Origin of the sequence: Listeria fleischmannii subsp. fleischmannii LU2006-1, from assembly GCF_000344175.1 — a bacterium.
In the GTDB taxonomy this organism is placed as follows: Bacteria; Bacillota; Bacilli; order Lactobacillales; family Listeriaceae; genus Listeria; species Listeria fleischmannii.
Genome location: NZ_ALWW01000017.1, coordinates 31,722 through 49,385, shown reverse-complemented (window position 1 = coordinate 49,385; position 17,664 = coordinate 31,722). Strand labels below are relative to the sequence as shown.

The 17,664-nt window shown below is 35.7% G+C and carries 16 protein-coding genes, 1 pseudogene and 1 other annotated feature; of the genes and pseudogenes, 3 read left to right on the top strand and 14 right to left on the bottom strand.

From position 1 onward, the window contains the following. Positions 1 to 122: 122 nt before the first annotated feature. Positions 123 to 332 (top strand): MGMT family protein, encoded by a 210-nt coding sequence (locus LFLEISCH_RS06780; RefSeq protein WP_007474639.1) that lies wholly within the window; start codon positions 123 to 125, stop codon positions 330 to 332. Here LFLEISCH_RS06780 and LFLEISCH_RS06775 read toward each other — a convergent pair. The 11 genes and pseudogenes from LFLEISCH_RS06775 to LFLEISCH_RS06725 all read right to left on the bottom strand — a co-directional run bounded on the left by LFLEISCH_RS06775 (position 329) and on the right by LFLEISCH_RS06725 (position 12,954). Beyond that, a complete protein-coding gene (locus tag LFLEISCH_RS06775; protein ID WP_007474638.1) occupies positions 329 to 1,117 on the bottom strand; it encodes a Cof-type HAD-IIB family hydrolase in 789 nt (262 codons plus the stop codon). The two genes, LFLEISCH_RS06780 and LFLEISCH_RS06775, sit on opposite strands and share 4 nt — an antisense overlap. Before the next feature lie 167 nt (positions 1,118 to 1,284). Continuing rightward, positions 1,285 to 1,725 carry a nuclear transport factor 2 family protein gene (locus LFLEISCH_RS06770; RefSeq protein WP_007474637.1) on the bottom strand — a complete coding sequence of 147 codons (441 nt, stop codon included), beginning with the start codon at positions 1,723 to 1,725 and terminating at the stop codon, positions 1,285 to 1,287. Between the two features lie 583 nt (positions 1,726 to 2,308). Continuing rightward, positions 2,309 to 4,123 (bottom strand): oligoendopeptidase F, encoded by a 1,815-nt coding sequence (gene pepF, locus LFLEISCH_RS06765; RefSeq protein WP_007474636.1) that lies wholly within the window; start codon positions 4,121 to 4,123, stop codon positions 2,309 to 2,311. A 75-nt stretch (positions 4,124 to 4,198) separates the two neighbouring features. Next, positions 4,199 to 5,302, bottom strand: coding sequence for a competence protein CoiA family protein (locus LFLEISCH_RS06760; RefSeq protein ID WP_040504792.1), 1,104 nt, complete (start codon positions 5,300 to 5,302; stop codon positions 4,199 to 4,201). A gap of 130 nt (positions 5,303 to 5,432) precedes the next feature. Then, positions 5,433 to 6,088, bottom strand: a pseudogene (mecA, locus tag LFLEISCH_RS06755) (adaptor protein MecA). Positions 6,089 to 6,280: 192 nt separating this feature from the next. Further along, positions 6,281 to 6,676, bottom strand: coding sequence for a transcriptional regulator SpxA (gene spxA / locus LFLEISCH_RS06750; protein ID WP_007474633.1), 396 nt, complete (start codon positions 6,674 to 6,676; stop codon positions 6,281 to 6,283). A 328-nt stretch (positions 6,677 to 7,004) separates the two neighbouring features. Beyond that, on the bottom strand, positions 7,005 to 7,985 hold the full coding sequence (locus LFLEISCH_RS06745; protein WP_036062850.1) for an ABC transporter ATP-binding protein: 981 nt from the start codon (positions 7,983 to 7,985) through the stop codon (positions 7,005 to 7,007). Continuing rightward, positions 7,957 to 9,036, bottom strand: a complete 1,080-nt coding sequence (locus LFLEISCH_RS06740) for an ABC transporter ATP-binding protein (RefSeq protein WP_007474631.1) — start codon at positions 9,034 to 9,036, stop codon at positions 7,957 to 7,959. Before LFLEISCH_RS06740 ends, LFLEISCH_RS06745 begins: the two co-directional genes overlap by 29 nt. Before the next feature lie 17 nt (positions 9,037 to 9,053). Further along, positions 9,054 to 10,085: an oligopeptide ABC transporter permease gene (gene opp3C, locus LFLEISCH_RS06735; protein ID WP_007474629.1), complete on the bottom strand. Its 1,032-nt coding sequence runs from the start codon at positions 10,083 to 10,085 to the stop codon at positions 9,054 to 9,056. After that, a complete protein-coding gene (gene opp3b / locus LFLEISCH_RS06730; RefSeq protein WP_007474627.1) occupies positions 10,085 to 11,014 on the bottom strand; it encodes an oligopeptide ABC transporter permease in 930 nt (309 codons plus the stop codon). The genes opp3C and opp3b overlap by 1 nt, the downstream gene beginning before the upstream one ends. Positions 11,015 to 11,277: 263 nt before the next feature. Continuing rightward, positions 11,278 to 12,954: a peptide ABC transporter substrate-binding protein gene (locus LFLEISCH_RS06725; RefSeq protein WP_007474625.1), complete on the bottom strand. Its 1,677-nt coding sequence runs from the start codon at positions 12,952 to 12,954 to the stop codon at positions 11,278 to 11,280. A 635-nt stretch (positions 12,955 to 13,589) separates the two neighbouring features. Between LFLEISCH_RS06725 and LFLEISCH_RS06720 the strand changes: the two genes are divergently transcribed. Beyond that, on the top strand, positions 13,590 to 13,937 hold the full coding sequence (locus LFLEISCH_RS06720) for a DUF3899 domain-containing protein (protein WP_007474624.1): 348 nt from the start codon (positions 13,590 to 13,592) through the stop codon (positions 13,935 to 13,937). Positions 13,938 to 13,981: 44 nt separating this feature from the next. Next, positions 13,982 to 14,193: a binding site (T-box leader), on the top strand. Between the two features lie 76 nt (positions 14,194 to 14,269). After that, positions 14,270 to 15,262: a tryptophan--tRNA ligase gene (gene trpS / locus LFLEISCH_RS06715; protein ID WP_007474621.1), complete on the top strand. Its 993-nt coding sequence runs from the start codon at positions 14,270 to 14,272 to the stop codon at positions 15,260 to 15,262. Between the two features lie 36 nt (positions 15,263 to 15,298). Here the strand turns inward: trpS and LFLEISCH_RS06710 are convergent, their stop codons facing one another. From LFLEISCH_RS06710 to fabF, 3 genes are all read right to left on the bottom strand, one after another. Beyond that, complete coding sequence (locus LFLEISCH_RS06710) at positions 15,299 to 15,715, bottom strand: organic hydroperoxide resistance protein (RefSeq protein WP_007474618.1); 417 nt, start codon at positions 15,713 to 15,715, stop codon at positions 15,299 to 15,301. Beyond that, positions 15,712 to 16,167 carry a MarR family winged helix-turn-helix transcriptional regulator gene (locus tag LFLEISCH_RS06705; RefSeq protein ID WP_007474616.1) on the bottom strand — a complete coding sequence of 152 codons (456 nt, stop codon included), beginning with the start codon at positions 16,165 to 16,167 and terminating at the stop codon, positions 15,712 to 15,714. Before LFLEISCH_RS06705 ends, LFLEISCH_RS06710 begins: the two co-directional genes overlap by 4 nt. Before the next feature lie 114 nt (positions 16,168 to 16,281). After that, positions 16,282 to 17,523: a beta-ketoacyl-ACP synthase II gene (fabF, locus tag LFLEISCH_RS06700; RefSeq protein ID WP_007474614.1), complete on the bottom strand. Its 1,242-nt coding sequence runs from the start codon at positions 17,521 to 17,523 to the stop codon at positions 16,282 to 16,284. Positions 17,524 to 17,664 lie beyond the last annotated feature (141 nt).

The following is a 17,664-nucleotide window of genomic DNA, read 5'->3' as shown; positions in this document are numbered from 1 at the left end:
CTATACTAAACTAAAAAAGGAGTTTTTAAAATGGCTTCAAAAGACATTTTATTAGATTAGTGTTTATTACTGTTATAAAASRCATTCCTAAGAAAAAGTCACCACTTARHGCCAATCGCTATATGATTCAGCATCCTAAAAATGCCCGTCTTGTTGGTAATGTTTTAAAGCACACAGACCGCACATTAAATTTGCCTTGCCACCGTGTTGTAAATTCAGCAGGACGAACAGTCCCTGGATGGCCAGAACAAATCACACTACTCCAACAAGAACAGGTACCCTTCAAAAAAAACGGTTGTGTCGACTTAAAACAATCTTTTTGGCAAGGCTAGAAATGCTTCTCAAGCTCTACTAAAACACCTGATTCATTATTTGATTTTGCAACAAAACGAGCTGCTTTTTTAACATAATCCGGTGCGTTTTCCATCGCAAATCCAAAGCCGGCTAATTTCAACATCTCCAAATCATTGCCCCCATCACCAAACGTCATCACTTCGTCCGCCTGAATTCCCCATTTTTCCATCAAAAGTTTTATGGCATGTCCTTTATGATTTCCTGGCTTAATCAAATCGATGCTACCATGCCCGCTACTAACAGGGGTCGCCATATGGCTAATTGCCCCACTTAGCTCATCCAGTAAACGATACGTCTCCTCTTCCTTACAGGACAAAGCAAATTTAAATATAATATCATCAATCTCAGCAAAATCTTTCACTTTTATTAAAACAGGGCAATACATCGCAATGGAATCACAAAATTCATCTGAAACTGTACGAAGAACATAGGCCCCTTTTTTTCCGCACACTACTGTTTCAAATTCCGTATTCTCACGCAAAATTTTCGTAATTTCTGCAAAATCTTCTTTTTCAAAAACGCCAGCAAAAATATCTTCTTCTCCCTTACAAACATACGCCCCATTATCCGACACAAAAGTAATTTCCTCTTTTATCTCTTCAAAAAAAGGAGCCAATTGAACATGCTGGTTACCACTAGCCACAACAAACTCCGCGCCTGATTCCCTCATCCGTTCAAAAATCCCTAAAAACCTTTTCTTATCATATTTTTTCTGATCATCCAAAAAAGTCCCATCCATATCTACCGCTACTAATTTAATCATCCAAACACTCCTCTCCCACTTACTATATCAAATGAAATGCATTTCATGTCAATCTTTTTAATTATAAAATGAGAAATCGAAAAACAAAAGGAGTTGTGGAAAATTCCACAACTCCTTTTACTACATCTATACTTTATTCTAAAATTCAATTTAAATAGAATACTAACTTATTTTACTTGGCTTTCAATAGTTGTAGGTGTTAGCCCCGAATCATTCACCTGACGAATTTCATAAACCTTTCCTTCTTCATTAAGTGAGAAAAATTCGACTGAATTATAGCTAAATTTTTTGTTTGTTTGACTCGCGGTTGTTCCATCTGGAAATGTTAATTCCCCCGTTAAAGTACCAGATAAAATATATCTACTAATAGCAACATTTTCATCCGCATAAAGCTCTTTATCATCAATCATGGCATCTTCTGAAAATGCAATTATGGATTGAAGGGCTTGTACAAAATCATCTGCTCCTTCAACCACTTGTCCATTCTTGTAAAACTTTATATCTGGAGTAATTAAATCGTACTGCTTCTCAAATGCACGATTATTTAAATTTGTATGAAATTGATGTGGCACCATTCTTTTTTCTTCAATTGTTAATGGCTCTTTCATTATAAAACACTCCTCTTCCAATAAATTAATTACTCATTTAGCATAGCACAACTAACCCGTAATATCTGTATACAAATCATGTAATTTAGAAATTTTTTTATGATTATCTGTCTTTTTTACACAGAGTGAAAAAAAGACATAAAAAGAAATAGCTCCTTATTTAAATTTATTTCCCAGCTATAACCACGAAAAAAGCTGTACCACAAAAGGCACAGCTTCTTTCAGCGCAATCAAAAGGAGAAATTCACACAATCAAATAAAGGGGGTATTTGTTTGTGATTTATTTCACGGTATAAATATACCATATATAACTTATTAATTCAATACTTCACAAACTTTTTTATTTTAGATTTATTCCCATCTAGGTATTACTATAAAATAAAAGTGTTGAAAATTAAAAACAGCTTCTTCAACAAAATCTAAAACACCTATCCAAAACCACACTATTAGACTATTCAACTGTTTAAATTCCTCTATCCCAAATTATAACAACTTAAAGTAAAAAGAAGCTTTCTCAAATATGAAAGCTTCTTTTACTGAAATTTTTTTAAAATTTTACCTACAAAATCATCAATTCACAAACTTATTTTGTTAGCGATTCTAATTCATTCAGTTTATCTTCAAATACTTTAAGCGCATCTTCTACAGGTTTTTGTGTTGTCATATCCACTCCAGCACGTTTTAATACCTCAATTGGGAAATCAGAACTTCCTGCTTTTAAGAATGCAATATAGTCATGGACAGCCTGTTCTCCTTCATTTAAAATTTTCGCACTAAGTGCCGATGCCGCAGAAAACCCAGTTGCATATTGGAAAACATAGTAATTCATGTAGAAGTGTGGAATTCTAGACCACTCATAGCCAATTTCAGTATCATACTTCATCACATCTGAACCATAATAATTTTCATTGATTCTAAAATAATTTTCAGTTAAATACTCTGCAGTGAGCGCTACACCATCTTGATCCGCTTGATGAATAAAATGTTCAAACTCCGCAAATTGCGTTTGACGGAATACGGTACCTTTAAAACCATCTAAATAATGGTTTAATAAATATGCCCTAACCTTCTTATCCTCATATTTTTTCAACAAATAATCCGTCAATAAGTTTTCATTCGTTGTGGAAGCCACTTCTGCTAGAAAGATGGAATAATCCCCATATACATAAGGCTGATTATTTCGCGTATAGTAGCTATGCACACTATGCCCAAGTTCATGCGCTAACGTAAAGACATTATCAATTGTATCTTGCCAGTTCATTAAAATATAGGGACTTGTACTATATGCACCTGATGAATAAGCACCGCTTCTCTTTCCTTTATTTTCAACAACATCAATCCAGCGCTTATCAAACGCTTCTTTTAAGATACCTTGATACTCCTCACCTAACGGAAGTAATCCGTTCAGCACAATCTCTTTCGCATTTTCATAAGAGAATTCCAAGTTTACATCATTTGAAAGAGGCGTATATAAATCATACATGTGCAACTCTTCTAATCCAAGAAGCTCTTTACGAAGAGCCACATACCGGTGCAATAAAGGTAAGTGCTTATTCACAGTTTCAACTAAAGAATCATAAACAGATTCGGGAATATGATTGGAAGAAAGCGCCGCCTCTCTAGCCGATTTATATCCTCTAGTTCGAGCATAAAAGTTGGATTTTTTTATTTGTCCGCTAAGTGTAGAAGCTAATGTATTTTTCAAGCCCTCATAAACTGAATACATACCTAAAAAGGCTTCTTTACGAACTCTACGATCCCCGCTCTCTAAAAGCTTCCCATATTGACCATGTGTAATCTCAACTTTGTTTCCTTCTTCATCCTCAATTGTTGGGAATTTTAAATCTGCATTGTTTAATGTATTAAAGGTTTTGGACGAATTTCCTAATACCTCACCTGCGCTTGCTAAAATAGCCTCTTCCTTTTCTGATAAAATATAGGGACGACTTAAATTTAAATCATCAAGTAAATGTTTATATAAACGTAACGCCTCATTCTCTTCTAAATAACTAGCTAATACATGTTCATCTATCGCTAAAATTTCCGGATCAAAATAAGAAATCCCTGATACCACTTGCGTAATAAGACTTCCAGCGCGACTATTTAAACTCTGATATTTCCCGTCCGCTGTATCTTGGTCTAATTTTAAATGTGCGTACACATAAACGTTCTCAAGCTTGTTAAGCAAGTCATCACGAAACTGCAACGCTCGAAGTAAATGAGTAGCACTTTCACCAAGTGTCCCTTTATAAGAAGCACTCAATTCGCTTAATTTTTGGACTTCGCTAAAACCTTTCTCCCAATCATCATCGCTTTTAAAAATAGTTGTTAAATCCCAGGTTAAATGTTCTGGGACTTCATTTCTTGCAGGAATTGTTTTGATTTTATTTTCTACCATAAATCCATAACCCCCAAAGTCATATTTCTTATTATTATGAGCTAATTTTTTAGAAATTGCAAAAAATCATGATTTCTAGTTATATGATTTTTCCTTATACATCATTTGTCGTTTTATTTTATATCGATCCAAAATATATTCCACTAAAACCCCTTCTTTTTCTAAAAAAAGGAGATATTCCGTGAGCAATAAATGGCATTCATTTAGTGGTAAAAAAATCATTTTTATGCTCATCACATACTTTTGAAAATACTGAGCAATATGCTCTTTACTAAAAGTATCCCCAGTTTCAAGTAATTTCAAAAAATTTTCCCATAGTTTAAACTGCCATTCTACAGCTGGCGTATGCACTAAAAATTGAGACGGCAATTGAACCCCAATTTCAGGAGGCAAATTAATTATCGCATAACCGGCCTGATAGAGCTGTTGTAAAAAGACACTTTTCGTTTTATATTTCGCATAAAAATAACTCAGATGTTCTCGCTCCAACTTCCGATTTCGTTTTACAAATAAGCTTTTGAACCGAACCCCTGTTATTTTTTCCTGCATTGCTTCAAGTGAATAATTAGTGGACAATTTCATTGACGATGCAAAAAAATACTTTCCCGCATAATGTTGAATATGATAGAACAATTCAAAACATTTTTCTTCTGGATGAAAACTTAATAAAAAATAGCCCAATTGTTTGTCTTTAAGTAAAAAAGCTAATTGAAATGTCGAAAACACGTATTTCCCTTGTTTCATTACTACTTTTTGTCCTAAAATCCAATATGGCTTTAAACCAAGTGATAAATAATTTTCCGTTCGTTCAATCATTTGAGAAATAGGGATGGTCGAACATTGATATTCAATCACAATATTATTTTCAACAAATAAATCTGCTTGGCGCTTTATGACTGGAAAATAGTGTTCCAATTCAACTTGGAAGTTTTGATACTTTAACCAGCCAAGTAATAATTTTTTAGCATTTAAATGCCGACTAGTTTCGCCTTCTGAAGCCGCTTGACACTTCCCCCCTTTTTTATGAGCAAAATGAGGTATTTTAATTTCCCCATTTTTTAAAATAACTTCTTCCTGACAACAATGGCACATATAAAATTTCGACGCATTTTTGAGCAAATGTCTGTTAGTTTCTGTTACTGTAATTGATTGACCATTTTCATCTTGAGCAGTAAACATGGAAGCACCTCTTTTATATTTTAAATTCGCCATGCGTGATTAAATTCCTTCTTTTTCCCAAAAAGATTTTTTACGCAAAAAAGAAGACTTATTCCTACATCAAGTAAAAATAAGTCTTCTATATTCCAATTTAATCAAAATGCTTCTTAATTTTTTCTAAAGCTGGTGTATCAAAAACTAGATTACCATATTCCTCAAGAATATAACCTGTTAGATTGGATTCTAAACCATACTCAAGTAAAATACTTACAACATTGTCAATGTTTTTTCATCAAAAGTAGCTTCAGGAAACTCAACATACAAATAATAGTTGTCTTTGTAAGCAAATAATTTTGTTGTCACATCTGTAAGCCCAGTGGCATGACTCATTGTAATTAAGTCTTCAAAATCATTGAATTCTAAAATAAACTCTAACGTATCTTCTGTATTTGAATTATCCTTTTTAGCTGGATTAAAGTTCTCTTCCAGCATTTTTTCAATTCGTTCTTCTGCTAATTCATCGTTTTGTGTAACATTAAGGCTTAGGTTCCCCTCATTTTTACCAGAAATACTTGCTTTTGTCACAAATACTTCTAAACCATGTTTTAGCGCTTGCACTTGTATCCAGAGCGGACCTTCTGGAGAGAACTCTTCTTCATATTTCAGCTCATCCATCATTTCCCAGAAAAGTTCTTCACTTTTCTCACGATCATACCAAACATCTTCTTGGTTAAAACCGCGCTCTTCTAAATCAAGATAAGAGATATAAAATTTAATTGTATCCTCATTAATTCGTTCAATTTCCATCGTCACACTCTCCCTTCCAAATTAGTCATTGACAATGAAGGGTATTACTTATACTTATATTTTAGCCTAAAAAAGCTTTTTATACCACCATTATTTACTGGTAGTCTTATAATATTATCCGAAAATAGTAAAATAAGCAAAGAAAAAAAGTTGTTGAATAAGATTCTATTCAACAACTCCAACATAAATAGATTAATTAACCATTTTTTGTGCTTCACGAAGTTGATAAGTTCTTACTTTTCTTGGTAAAAAACGACGGATTTCATCTTCATTGTAACCAACTTGAAGTCGCTTCTCATCAATAATAATGGGGCGTCTAAGTAAACCCGGGTTTTTTTGAATTAACTCAAATAGTTCTTGAAGTGGCAAACTATCTAAGTCAACGTTAAGTTTTTGAAAAGTTTTAGAACGAGTCGAAATAATTTCATCTGTTCCATCCTCCGTCATACGAAGAATCTCTTTTATTTCATCCAAACTAAGTGGCTCAGAAAAAATATTTCTTTCTTTATAAGGGATTTCATGTTCTTCTAACCATGCACGCGCTTTACGGCAAGATGTGCAACTAGGTGAAGTGTATAACGTTACCATTAGACATTCACACTCCTTAATCCGTTTTTATTTTATTTCATTCACAAACGAATTGCTAATTCATTTCTCTATTTGCAAAATAGCAATATAAGAACTTACTTCTTCATTATACACTAATTTTGTGAAATTCTATATACTATTTTGGAAATTTTTATTACAAATATGTAGAAATGCTTTTAGTAAGCCGCTCTTAATGTATACCCTACTATACTTGGTTTAAACTAGAATCACATGAAAATTCCATCAGTTTTATTAAAATTCAATGAGATTTTGCTATTATCCTTCTAATAAAAAAAGAATTCTAGAAAAACCTAGAATTCTTTTTTTATTAATTTGCAGCTGCTGTTAAATTCGCATGTTTCTCTTTATACATTTGAAGTTCACTTTCAGAACAGTAAACAAAATGTCCTTCAGCAATCTCACGCATTTTCACTTCTTCGCCGTCTTTATAAGCATGCGTCGTTGGATCGTACGCTTTACGTACACGAGTACGCTCATAATTAGGGTCTGGAAGCGGGATAGCGGATAAAAGAGATTCTGTATATGGATGTAGTGGGGCACGATATAAGTCATTAGCAGGCGCTAACTCCACTAGTTTCCCAAAGTACATCACACCAATACGGTCACTAATATATTTTACCATTGAAAGGTCATGTGCGATAAAAAGATAGGTTAAACCCTTCTCTTTTTGCAATTCCTTCAATAAATTGACTACTTGCGCTTGAATCGAAACATCTAGTGCTGAAATCGGTTCATCCGCGATAATAAATTCAGGTTGAACTGCAAGTGCTCTTGCAATTCCAATACGTTGTCTTTGGCCACCAGAGAATTCATGTGGATAACGCCCTGCATGCTCCTTACTCAAGCCAACCGTTTCAAGTAGCTTATAAATTTGCTCATCTGCGTCTGCTTGAGACTTCGCAAGGCCGTGGATATTAATACCTTCTGCTATAATATCTCGAACCTTCATACGTGGATTAAGAGAAGCATACGGATCTTGGAAAATCATTTGCATTTTCCGGCGAAACTCATGCATTTCCTTGCGCGATTTTTTGGCATGGACATTTTTACCATTATACAAAACTTCGCCACCAGTTGCGTCATACAAACGAATAATGGTACGTCCAGTTGTGGATTTCCCACACCCAGACTCTCCTACAAGGCCAAGTGTCTCGCCTTTATAAATATCAAAAGAAATATCGTCAACTGCCCGAACTTCATTTGCTTTACCTTGATTAAAGTATTGTTTTAGATTGTGGATTTCAAGTAATTTTTCTTGTTCACTCACCTTGTTCAACCCCCTTCGCATGAACAGCTTGCATACCAGGATGTTCCTTCGCAAATTGTTCTTGTCGTCTTAAAACTGCATCGGGAGGCGTCACTTCTGGTGCGTCTGGATGAAGTAACCATGTCGCAGCATAATGCGTATCAGACACTTGAAACATTGGCGGTTGCTCTTCTAAATCTATCGCCATCGCATACTGATTACGCGCAGCGAACGCATCACCTTTTGGCGGTTTTAATAAATCAGGAGGAGTCCCTGGAATAACATACAATTCTTCATCATCGGTATCGAGCGTAGGCATGGAGCTAATAAGTCCCCATGTATAAGGGTGTTGCGGATTGTAAAATATCTCATCTACAGTTCCGATTTCAACAATTTTCCCAGCATACATAACAGCTACACGATCCGCCACATTCGCTACAACCCCAAGGTCATGGGTAATAAAAATAATCGATGTATCAATTTTCTTTTGAAGATCTTTCATTAGGTCTAAAATTTGGGCTTGGATTGTTACGTCTAGTGCTGTTGTTGGCTCATCCGCAATTAAAATTTGAGGATTACATGCGAGTGAAATCGCAATAACAACCCGTTGACGCATTCCTCCAGAAAATTGATGGGGGTATTGTTTAATACGTTCTTCCGCGTTTGGTATCCCAACAAGTTGCAGTAGGCGAAGCGCCGTTTTACGAGCTTCTGTTTTACTGATTTTCTGATGCTTAATAAGTGGCTCAGCAATTTGTTTCCAGATGGGCATCGTTGGATTTAAAGATGTCATTGGATCTTGGAAAATCATGGCAATATCCTTACCACGAATTTTTTGCATTTGTTTTTCAGATGCTGTTGCTAAATCTTTACCGCCAAACAAAATTTGACCGGATTTTATACTAGAATTGCTTTCAGGAAGCAATCTCATAACTGCTTTTGTAGTAACTGATTTACCAGAACCTGATTCTCCCACGATAGCAAGAGTTTCACCCTTGTGAAGATCAAAATTTACTCCACGAATGGCTTGGACTTCGCCGGCATAAGTGTGGAAGGAAATGTGTAAATCTTTAACTTCTAATAATTTTTCCATTTTTCCTCACCTCTCCTTTAGTCACGCATTTTCGGATCAAACGCATCGCGAAGCCCGTCAGCTACTAAGTTAAATGCTATCATAATAACACACAATACAATAGATGGATACAGAACCATGTATGGCAAGACTTGAAGCGTTTTATACCCATCATTAATCAATGTTCCAAGCGACGCTGTTGGGGCTGGCAAACCTAACCCTATAAAGCTTAAGAATGCTTCAAAAAATATCGCACTAGGAATACTGAACATAACATTAATAATAATCACACCTGAAATGTTAGGGAGTAGATGCTTCACCAAAATTTTAGGAACAGATTCTCCTAAAGTCAATGAAGCTAGAACAAATTCTTGGTCTTTAAGTTTCAAGACCTGACCGCGTACAACCCTTGCCATCGTAATCCAACTGGTCATGGCTATTGCAATAATAATGGAAGTAATACCAGGATCCAGAACAAGTAACATTAAAATAACTACTACTAAGTTCGGAATAGCAGAAATCACTTCTAAAATACGTTGCATCACATTATCTACACGGCCACCTACGTATCCTGAAATGAGTCCATAAGTAACCCCTATTATCAAATCACAAAGGGCAGCTACAACTGCAATTATTAGCGATACCCGTGTTCCAGCCCAAATTCGGGCAAACTGGTCACGCCCTAATGTATCACTACCTAGCCAATAATATGTTCCTTCCTCAACATTTTTTTGCTTATAAACATCAACTTCGGTTCCACCTATATTTTGTTTTCCATTCCAAAAAGGTAAATTATCAAATCCTGGAACTTTTGGTGGCAAACTTGCATATGGTGTATTTTGGTAATTTACACTTTTGTTAGGCCCTAAGTTCGGGGACATATATTGACCAAATATAGCCATAAGCACAATAATCCCCAATACTATAATAGAAACTAAAGCAGCTTTATTTTTCCGTACCCTTATCCATGAATCTTGAAGGAAGGTTAGACTAGGTCGCGAAATTTTTTCCGCTTCTGCCTCTTGAACTTGCGCTGGCTGAAACATTTCTTTTGCAATTTTTTCTGCCATTATTTCTTACCTCCAGACACACGAATTCGAGGATCAATTAATCCATATAAAATATCCACAACAAGGATGATAAAGATTAACATTACTGCAAAGAGGATTGTAGTCCCCATAATAACAGGATAGTCGTTTGTTTGAATAGACGAGACAAATTGACTACCAATACCTGGAATTCCGTAAATATTTTCAATTACAAGAGAACCTGTCATTAATGACACAGAAAGAGGTCCTATTACGGTAATCAAAGGAATGAGTGCATTTCGAATTGCATGTTTCACCGCTATTTCTGTACGGCTATTCCCTTTAGCTTTGGCAAGTAATATATAATCTGAAGCAAAAACATCAATAAGTTCAGTTCTCATAAACCTTGCTGCCGTTGCAAGCGGGAACATAGCAAGTGCAAATGCTGGTAATATTGAATCAGCAAAGGTTCCCCAACCAGCTACAGGAAGCCATTGTAATTTTGCACCAATCCAGTATTGCAGGACGGTAGCGAAGACGAATGAAGGAATCGATTTCCCAAGTATCGCAATGAAGGTACTCGTATAGTCGGGCCACCTATTCTGATACATGGCGGCAATAACCCCTAATATAATACCAAAGAAAAGACCAAAAACCATTGCTTCTAGTGCGAGTGTAACGGATGGACCAATAAGTGCGCCTAGAATTTCAGATACTGGACGATTGTCGAGTTGGAAAGATACCCCTAAATCCCCTTTTACTAAACCTGTCATATAGTTAAAGTATTGAACAGGTACTGGATCATTTAAGCCATACTTTTCATTCATAATATGAATTTGTTCATCAGAAAGTTTTTCCTGATTTCGATATGGTGTACCAGGCAAAAGCTTCATTAGGAAGAATGTAATTGAAGCAATAATGAAGAGTGTTATTAACATGTAGAAAACGCGTTTTAACGTATATTTTGCCATCTCTTTCTACACCTCCCAAATTTATTTTTTATGTGTTAAAAGTTTGCAAAATTTACTATCTATTTAGAGTTTTTTTCAACTTTCCAAATATATGTATGCGTCATACATTGATAGCCGATTTTATCTAAACTTTATTTTTCCATATTAATATGCCGTTAAAGCGTTTAGTTAAGCAAAGAGCTTGTACAAAACATCAGCAAAATGAGAGAGTATATCGAAATATACTCTCTCTCTTAAGTCAAGCATTTCTTAAAAATTATACCTTATTTAGTCAAATACGTATTTTTGTACGTATAGTCTGGACCAAACGGATTTTTTTGTAGATCTTTGATATAAGATTTTTGCAGATAAGCGTTTGAACGGTGGTAAAGTGGTGAAATCGCTACATCATCTGTAAGCAAGATTTGTTCAGCTTTAACCATTTCATCCCAACGTTTTTGTGCATCAGCAGCGTAAGTCACAGATGCATCTTTTAGAATTTTATCATAAGCAGGGTTAGAATAGCTCATTCTATTTTGTGCCCCACCTGTTTGGAATAGATCTAAGAAAGTAGATGGATCTTGATAGTCAGGGCCCCAACCACTCATAGAGAAATCGTAATCTTGATTTTGGTCATTTTGTAAACGTACTTTAAACGGTACATTTTTAAGTTTAACAGATAGACCATCTAGATTTGTTTCTAATTGGTTTTGAATAAATTCAGAAGATTTCTTCGCATTTTCAGTATCATCACTTGTAAATTCTAAAGTAAGTTTGTTAACGCCTAGCTCTTTCAAACCTTGTTTCCAAGCTTTTTGAGCTTCTTCTTTATTGTATTCTAAATGTGGACCAGATTCTTTTACATAGTCTTCTTTATTACCAGGATCAAATGTAAATTCTGGTGGCACTAAGTTATTCGCTGGTTTAGATCCGTTTTGTAGTACTGTATTTGCATATGATTCTTTATCAATTGCAAGTGCAATAGCTTTACGGATGTTTTTGTTTGCAAGAGGCGTTTTTTCACCTTTACGTTCTTGGTTAAATTTAATGTAGAAAGTAGATGAATCATTTACTACTACATAATCTTTGTTGTCTTTATTTTGTGCTGAGTATTCTGCACTAAGAAGCGCACGATCAATTTTACCTGTGTTATAAAGGTTTAAGTTCGTACCTGGATCTTGAACAACTTGAACATTGATCTGTTTCAATTTCACAGCGTCCTTATCCCAGTAGTTATCATTTTTTACGTATGTCCATTTTTTATTCGTACCAGTCCAGTCTTTCAATACGAAAGGACCGTTGTATAAAATATTATCACTATTTTGCGCATATTTTTCGCCTTTTTCATTTACAAACTTCTCATTTAATGGGAAGAAAGTTGGGAATGCGAATAAAGAGTTAATGTAAGCAGCTGGTTTGGATAAAGTTATTTCAAGCGTTTTATCATCTACTGCTTTAATTCCTAATTCTTCAGGTTTTTTCTTACCAGCTACAATATCATCGCCATTTTTAATAGCAGAGAATAGGTAAGAATACGTTGCAGCTGTATCTGGGTTAACTGCACGTTGCCAAGCAAACACATAGTCACTTGCTGTTACAGGGTCACCGTTAGACCATTTTGCATCATCACGTAATTTGAAGGTATAAACTGTTTTATCATCACTAATTTTTGGTTCTTCAGCTGCTCCAGCAATTGCAGGAATCCCATCTTTGTCAAGAGCATAAAGCCCTTCATTAGTTTGGTTAATAACGTTTAAACCTACTTGGTCATCTGCTTTTGAGCTATCTGCAGAAGGAATCAAAGCACTCTCTGATAAGTTGAGCACTTGTTCTCCAGATGCTTTACCATCACCTGAGCCTTTTTTGTCGGACGAAGAATCATTTCCCCCTCCACACGCTACTAAGACTAAACTTAGTATTAGTGTCAATCCAAGAGCTAAAAATAATTTAGATTTTTTCACTAAATATACCTCCCTTTTTTATTTTTCCGAAAAATTGTTTCACTCAATATTATACTCTAGTATTTTAAGCTTTGTAAATTGATTTAACCAAATATTTCAAATCAAGGCTGAAAGTGATAAATTTTTGAAAAAATTCTCATAAAAACTTAAAAAACATGAAAAGTCTGACAAATAACGCATAGTTTTATGTATTGACTCAAAAACAGAGCGCCATTGATTAAGTTTTCAGAAAATAAATCTAATTTAATCAAATAATTTTCATCTTGAATTCGGAATTTGTCTCTCAAAAAACAAGCTAGACCAAAATTATAATAAAAAGTGATGCTAATCCCGAATAATTTAGGATTATCTTTATTTATATACTTTTTTTTCGCTCTTGTCTATATAAAAATACCAAAAAAATAAATTTAATTTACGGAATATTAATAAAAAGGTTGGTATAATGGGATTTTTCAGAATAAAAAATATCATGTGAAAGAATGCGCTAGAAAACTAAGCTTTCCAGCGATTTAATACTATATATCCACCTATTTCTGAATTTTCTGTTTTAAAATGAGTTTAGTCCCTACACTCGTTTTATCTTCTTTTTTTATGCTAAAGTAAGAAAAGAATACCTGATGTGAGGTGACTTATTTTTGTTTAAACGGTTATTGATATACTGCCTTATTCAAGAAGTACTTATTTTATTAATTATGCTCTTGCAACAACAATTTTCACTTTTCCAATATATTAATCTCTCTTTCTATATTGGCTTTTTAACTTTTATCATTGGTCTCTTGGTTTATATTATGCGTTCTGGTTTTTTAGATCGTGTTCATGATGGTTTTCGCAAAGTTTCTCGAAAATTTAAAGGAGAAGAAGACAATGAGTTTTCAGACATGCCTCTTTCTGAACTGGTTGGCATTCCCTATCTCGATATTATTTTCAGCTCACTTATTGTTCTTGCTTCGAGTCTAGTGGCGTTACTCATTTATTATGTGTGAAGTTGACATTCTAGCTAATTTCTTGATAAAATACCATTACTATAACTGATGCGTTAGAGGGAAAATAGTACATTTTGTGTGAGCGATTAGATAGAGAACTTGTGGTTGGTGGAAACAAGTGCAGCACAAATTGGAATGGGCTTCCCAAGAACTGCTTGTGAACTAATAGTAGCAAGTGGCGGCTTAAGACCGTTATCTTTTGAGTGCTTTTTTAAAGCAATTAGGGTGGTACCGCGGACAAACGTTCGTCCCTAGCAATATCTTTTGCTAGGGACGAACGTTTTTTATATTCTCACATACGCATGTCAGTTTAATTTTAGGAGGAGAATAAAATGAAAAAGGTTATTTTTTCCGGTATTCAGCCGAGTGGTGATTTAACACTTGGGAACTATATCGGGGCATTAAAACAATTTGGGAATTTCCAAGATGAATATGACTGCTACTATTGTATTGTGGATGAGCATGCTATTACTGTCCCACAAGACCGATTAAAACTTAGAAAGCAAATTAGGAGCTTAGCCGCATTATATTTAGCGGTTGGTTTAGACCCAGAAAAAGCCACTTTATTTATTCAATCAGAAGTCCCTGCACATGCGCAAGCAGCGTGGATTTTGCAGTGTAATGTTTATATTGGCGAGCTTGAGAGAATGACACAATTTAAAGATAAATCTGCGGGTAAAGCTGGAGTTAGCGCTGGTTTATTGACGTATCCTCCGCTTATGGCAGCTGATATTTTGCTTTATCAAACCGATTTAATTCCGGTTGGCGATGACCAAAAACAACATATCGAGCTTACTCGTGATTTAGCAGAGCGTTTTAATAAAAAGCATAACGAAATCTTTAAAGTTCCTGATATTTTTGTACCAAAACAAGGTGCGCGTGTTATGTCCTTGCAGGAACCGACGAAAAAAATGAGTAAATCTGATGAAAATGTCAAAAGTGCCATCTATTTGTTAGATCCACCCAATACGATTAGGAAAAAAATTAAGAGTGCGGTCACGGATTCATCTGGTGTCGTACAGTATGATAAAGAAAATAAACCCGGCATTTCAAATTTACTGTCCATCTATTCTGCCTTAACAGGTGAGGCAATAGCTGTTATAGAAGAAAAGTATGTCAATAAAGGTTATGGCGATTTTAAAGCCGATTTAGCCGAAATTGTTGTTCAAGAATTAGAGCCTATCCAAGAACGCTATGAGAACTTCATTCAGTCTGACGAATTAGATGACATTCTTGATGCTGGGGCCGAAAAAGCCCGTTTTATCGCAAATAAAACCCTTAAGAAAATGGAAAACGCCGTCGGACTTGGACGTAAGCGTCGTTAAAAAAAAGCCCAAATCAAAATTTGATTTGGGTTTTTTTTATACAATTTGTAGTGTAACGTCAATATTACCTCTTGTCGCTTTACTATACGGACAAACTTGGTGGGCTTTTTCAATTAATTCCTTAGCAGTCGCTTCATCAACCCCGTCAATATGCGCCACTAGGTCCACGCCAACTTTAAAGCCATTATCTTCTGGGTCGCTATATAGTGAAACTGTTGCCGTTACTTCACTTTTTCCTTTCACGCCCGCTTTTCCCATTACAAGTTCTAAGGCGCTGTTAAAGCATGCACTATATCCCGCAGCAAATAATTGCTCTGGGTTTGTACCGCCACCACCATCACCGCCTAATTCTTTTGGTGCTGATATATCAAAGAAAAACACATTATCTTCAGAATGCACTTCCCCGCTTCTTCCGCCAGTATTAATTACTGTAGTTTCATATAATTTTTTCATCTTTTTTCCTCCTTGATTAAATGATTTTTAAGTATTTCGTTCAAACGTTTCATTTCTGCCAGTAAATTTGTGTCTCCTTCTACGTCAGAAAATAACTGCTGAATGCAAGTGTTCACTTCGCTAATTACAGCTTCTTCCAACTGAATGGCCTTCTCGGTTAAAGAAATGAGGACAACACGCTCGTCGGTTCGCTTTCTTTTTCGAATGACAAGACCATCTTGCTCCATTCTTTTAAGCAAAGGTGTCAGTGTCCCGCTGTCTAAATCAAGATGTTCTCCTAATTCCATTACACTTTGTCCGTCCTGTTCCCAGAGCGAGAGAAGCACGATGTACTGAGGGTAAGTTAAGCGAAACGAAGTAAGAGCTTTTCGGTAATATTTTGTAAAGCTTCGCTGGGCGCTGTAGATTGAAAAACATAGTTGCTCATCCAGTAACCGATGATTCGTTTCCAAGAAATCATCTCCTTTTATATTGTTCGCAATTTAATTGTACAAAATATTTTTACGAGAAGCGAATTTTTTGCTTATAAAAAAAGAACCTGGACGCAAAAGCCCAAGTTCTCTTAACTATTCTGTTATTTTCTTAAATACTAAAGTCGCATTATGTCCACCAAAACCAAATGAGTTAGACATAACGATAGATACATCTTGTTTACGTGATTGATTTGCTACATAATCCAAGTCACAAAGCGGATCTGGATGTTCTAAATGAATCGTCGGCGGAATCACACTATCGCGAATCGTTAAAATCGAGAAAATCGCTTCAATACCACCAGAAGCCCCTAATGTATGACCTGTCATTGATTTTGTGGAGCTTACAGCAAGTTTATAAGCATGTTCACCAAAGACCGTTTTAACAGCCGCTGTTTCGAATTCATCATTATACCCTGTGCTTGTTCCATGAGCGTTAATATAATCAACCTCTTCCGGCTTAATACCAGCATCTTTTAATGCTTGTTTCATGGAACGCGCCGCACCCTCACCATTTGGAGCTGGAGCTGTAATATGGTGGGCATCACTTGTTGACCCGTAGCCCACTACTTCTGCATAAATTTTGGCACCTCTTGCTTTAGCATGTTCGTACTCTTCTAAAATGACAATCCCCGCACCTTCACCGATAATAAAGCCATCGCGGTCCTTATCAAACGGACGACAAGCTGTTTCTGGATCAGGATTTAGTGATAATGCCTTGTTTGCACAAAAACCAGCAAGCGACATTTTTGTAATAGGTGCTTCACTTCCACCTGTGATCATGACATCCGCATCGCCGCGCTCAATTACTTTAAACGCATCACCAATTGAATTTGTTCCTGTTGCACAGGCTGTTACAGTAGCCGTATTAATTCCTTTTGCACCAAAACGAATAGATACTTGGCCAGAAGCCATATCTGGAATCATCATTGGGACAAAAAATGGGCTGACGCGGCGAAGGCCACGATTAATATACGTATCATATTGCGTTTCAAATGTTTCCATGCCTCCGATACCGGAACCAATCCAAACACCTACACGTTCCGCATTCGAGTCATCAATTTTAAAATCCGCATCGTTTAATGCCATTTCAGCCCCCGCAATTGCGTAATGGGTAAAACGGTCCATTTTACGAGCTTCTTTTTTCTCGATATATTTTTCAACATCGAAATCCTTTAATTCAGCAGCAATCTTTACCGGGAAGTCATCAGGATTTAAACGCGTTAATTCTTTAACACCATTTACACCATTTTTTGCATTTTCCCAAGAAGTTTCTGCATCATTTCCAAGTGGTGTAACTGCTCCAACACCCGTAACAACTACTCTTCTTCTCTCCATGTACTCATCTCCTTATCTTCGGGCTCATGAAAAAACAACTTCTGTCAATTGACAGGAGCTATCCTTAAGATTTGTTGCTTCAAAATAAAAATAAAAATATAGCAAAACCACATAGCCAGAAATTGGCCATTGTACAAAATA

What these genes read in the sequence shown, in the direction of transcription:
- LFLEISCH_RS06780 (WP_007474639.1), top strand. Translation starts at nt 123, where the DNA reads ATGATTCAGCATCCTAAAAATGCCCGTCTTGTTGGTAATGTTTTAAAG.
- LFLEISCH_RS06770 (WP_007474637.1), bottom strand. Translation starts at nt 1,725, where the DNA reads ATGAAAGAGCCATTAACAATTGAAGAAAAAAGAATGGTGCCACATCAA.
- pepF (WP_007474636.1), bottom strand. Translation starts at nt 4,123, where the DNA reads ATGGTAGAAAATAAAATCAAAACAATTCCTGCAAGAAATGAAGTCCCA.
- fabF (WP_007474614.1), bottom strand. Translation starts at nt 17,523, where the DNA reads ATGGAGAGAAGAAGAGTAGTTGTTACGGGTGTTGGAGCAGTTACACCA.
- opp3b (WP_007474627.1), bottom strand. Translation starts at nt 11,014, where the DNA reads ATGGCAAAATATACGTTAAAACGCGTTTTCTACATGTTAATAACACTC.
- LFLEISCH_RS06740 (WP_007474631.1), bottom strand. Translation starts at nt 9,036, where the DNA reads ATGGAAAAATTATTAGAAGTTAAAGATTTACACATTTCCTTCCACACT.
- spxA (WP_007474633.1), bottom strand. Translation starts at nt 6,676, where the DNA reads ATGGTAACGTTATACACTTCACCTAGTTGCACATCTTGCCGTAAAGCG.
- LFLEISCH_RS06710 (WP_007474618.1), bottom strand. Translation starts at nt 15,715, where the DNA reads ATGAAAAAATTATATGAAACTACAGTAATTAATACTGGCGGAAGAAGC.
- trpS (WP_007474621.1), top strand. Translation starts at nt 14,270, where the DNA reads ATGAAAAAGGTTATTTTTTCCGGTATTCAGCCGAGTGGTGATTTAACA.
- LFLEISCH_RS06760 (WP_040504792.1), bottom strand. Translation starts at nt 5,302, where the DNA reads ATGTTTACTGCTCAAGATGAAAATGGTCAATCAATTACAGTAACAGAA.
- LFLEISCH_RS06745 (WP_036062850.1), bottom strand. Translation starts at nt 7,985, where the DNA reads ATGCGAAGGGGGTTGAACAAGGTGAGTGAACAAGAAAAATTACTTGAA.
- opp3C (WP_007474629.1), bottom strand. Translation starts at nt 10,085, where the DNA reads ATGGCAGAAAAAATTGCAAAAGAAATGTTTCAGCCAGCGCAAGTTCAA.
- LFLEISCH_RS06775 (WP_007474638.1), bottom strand. Translation starts at nt 1,117, where the DNA reads ATGATTAAATTAGTAGCGGTAGATATGGATGGGACTTTTTTGGATGAT.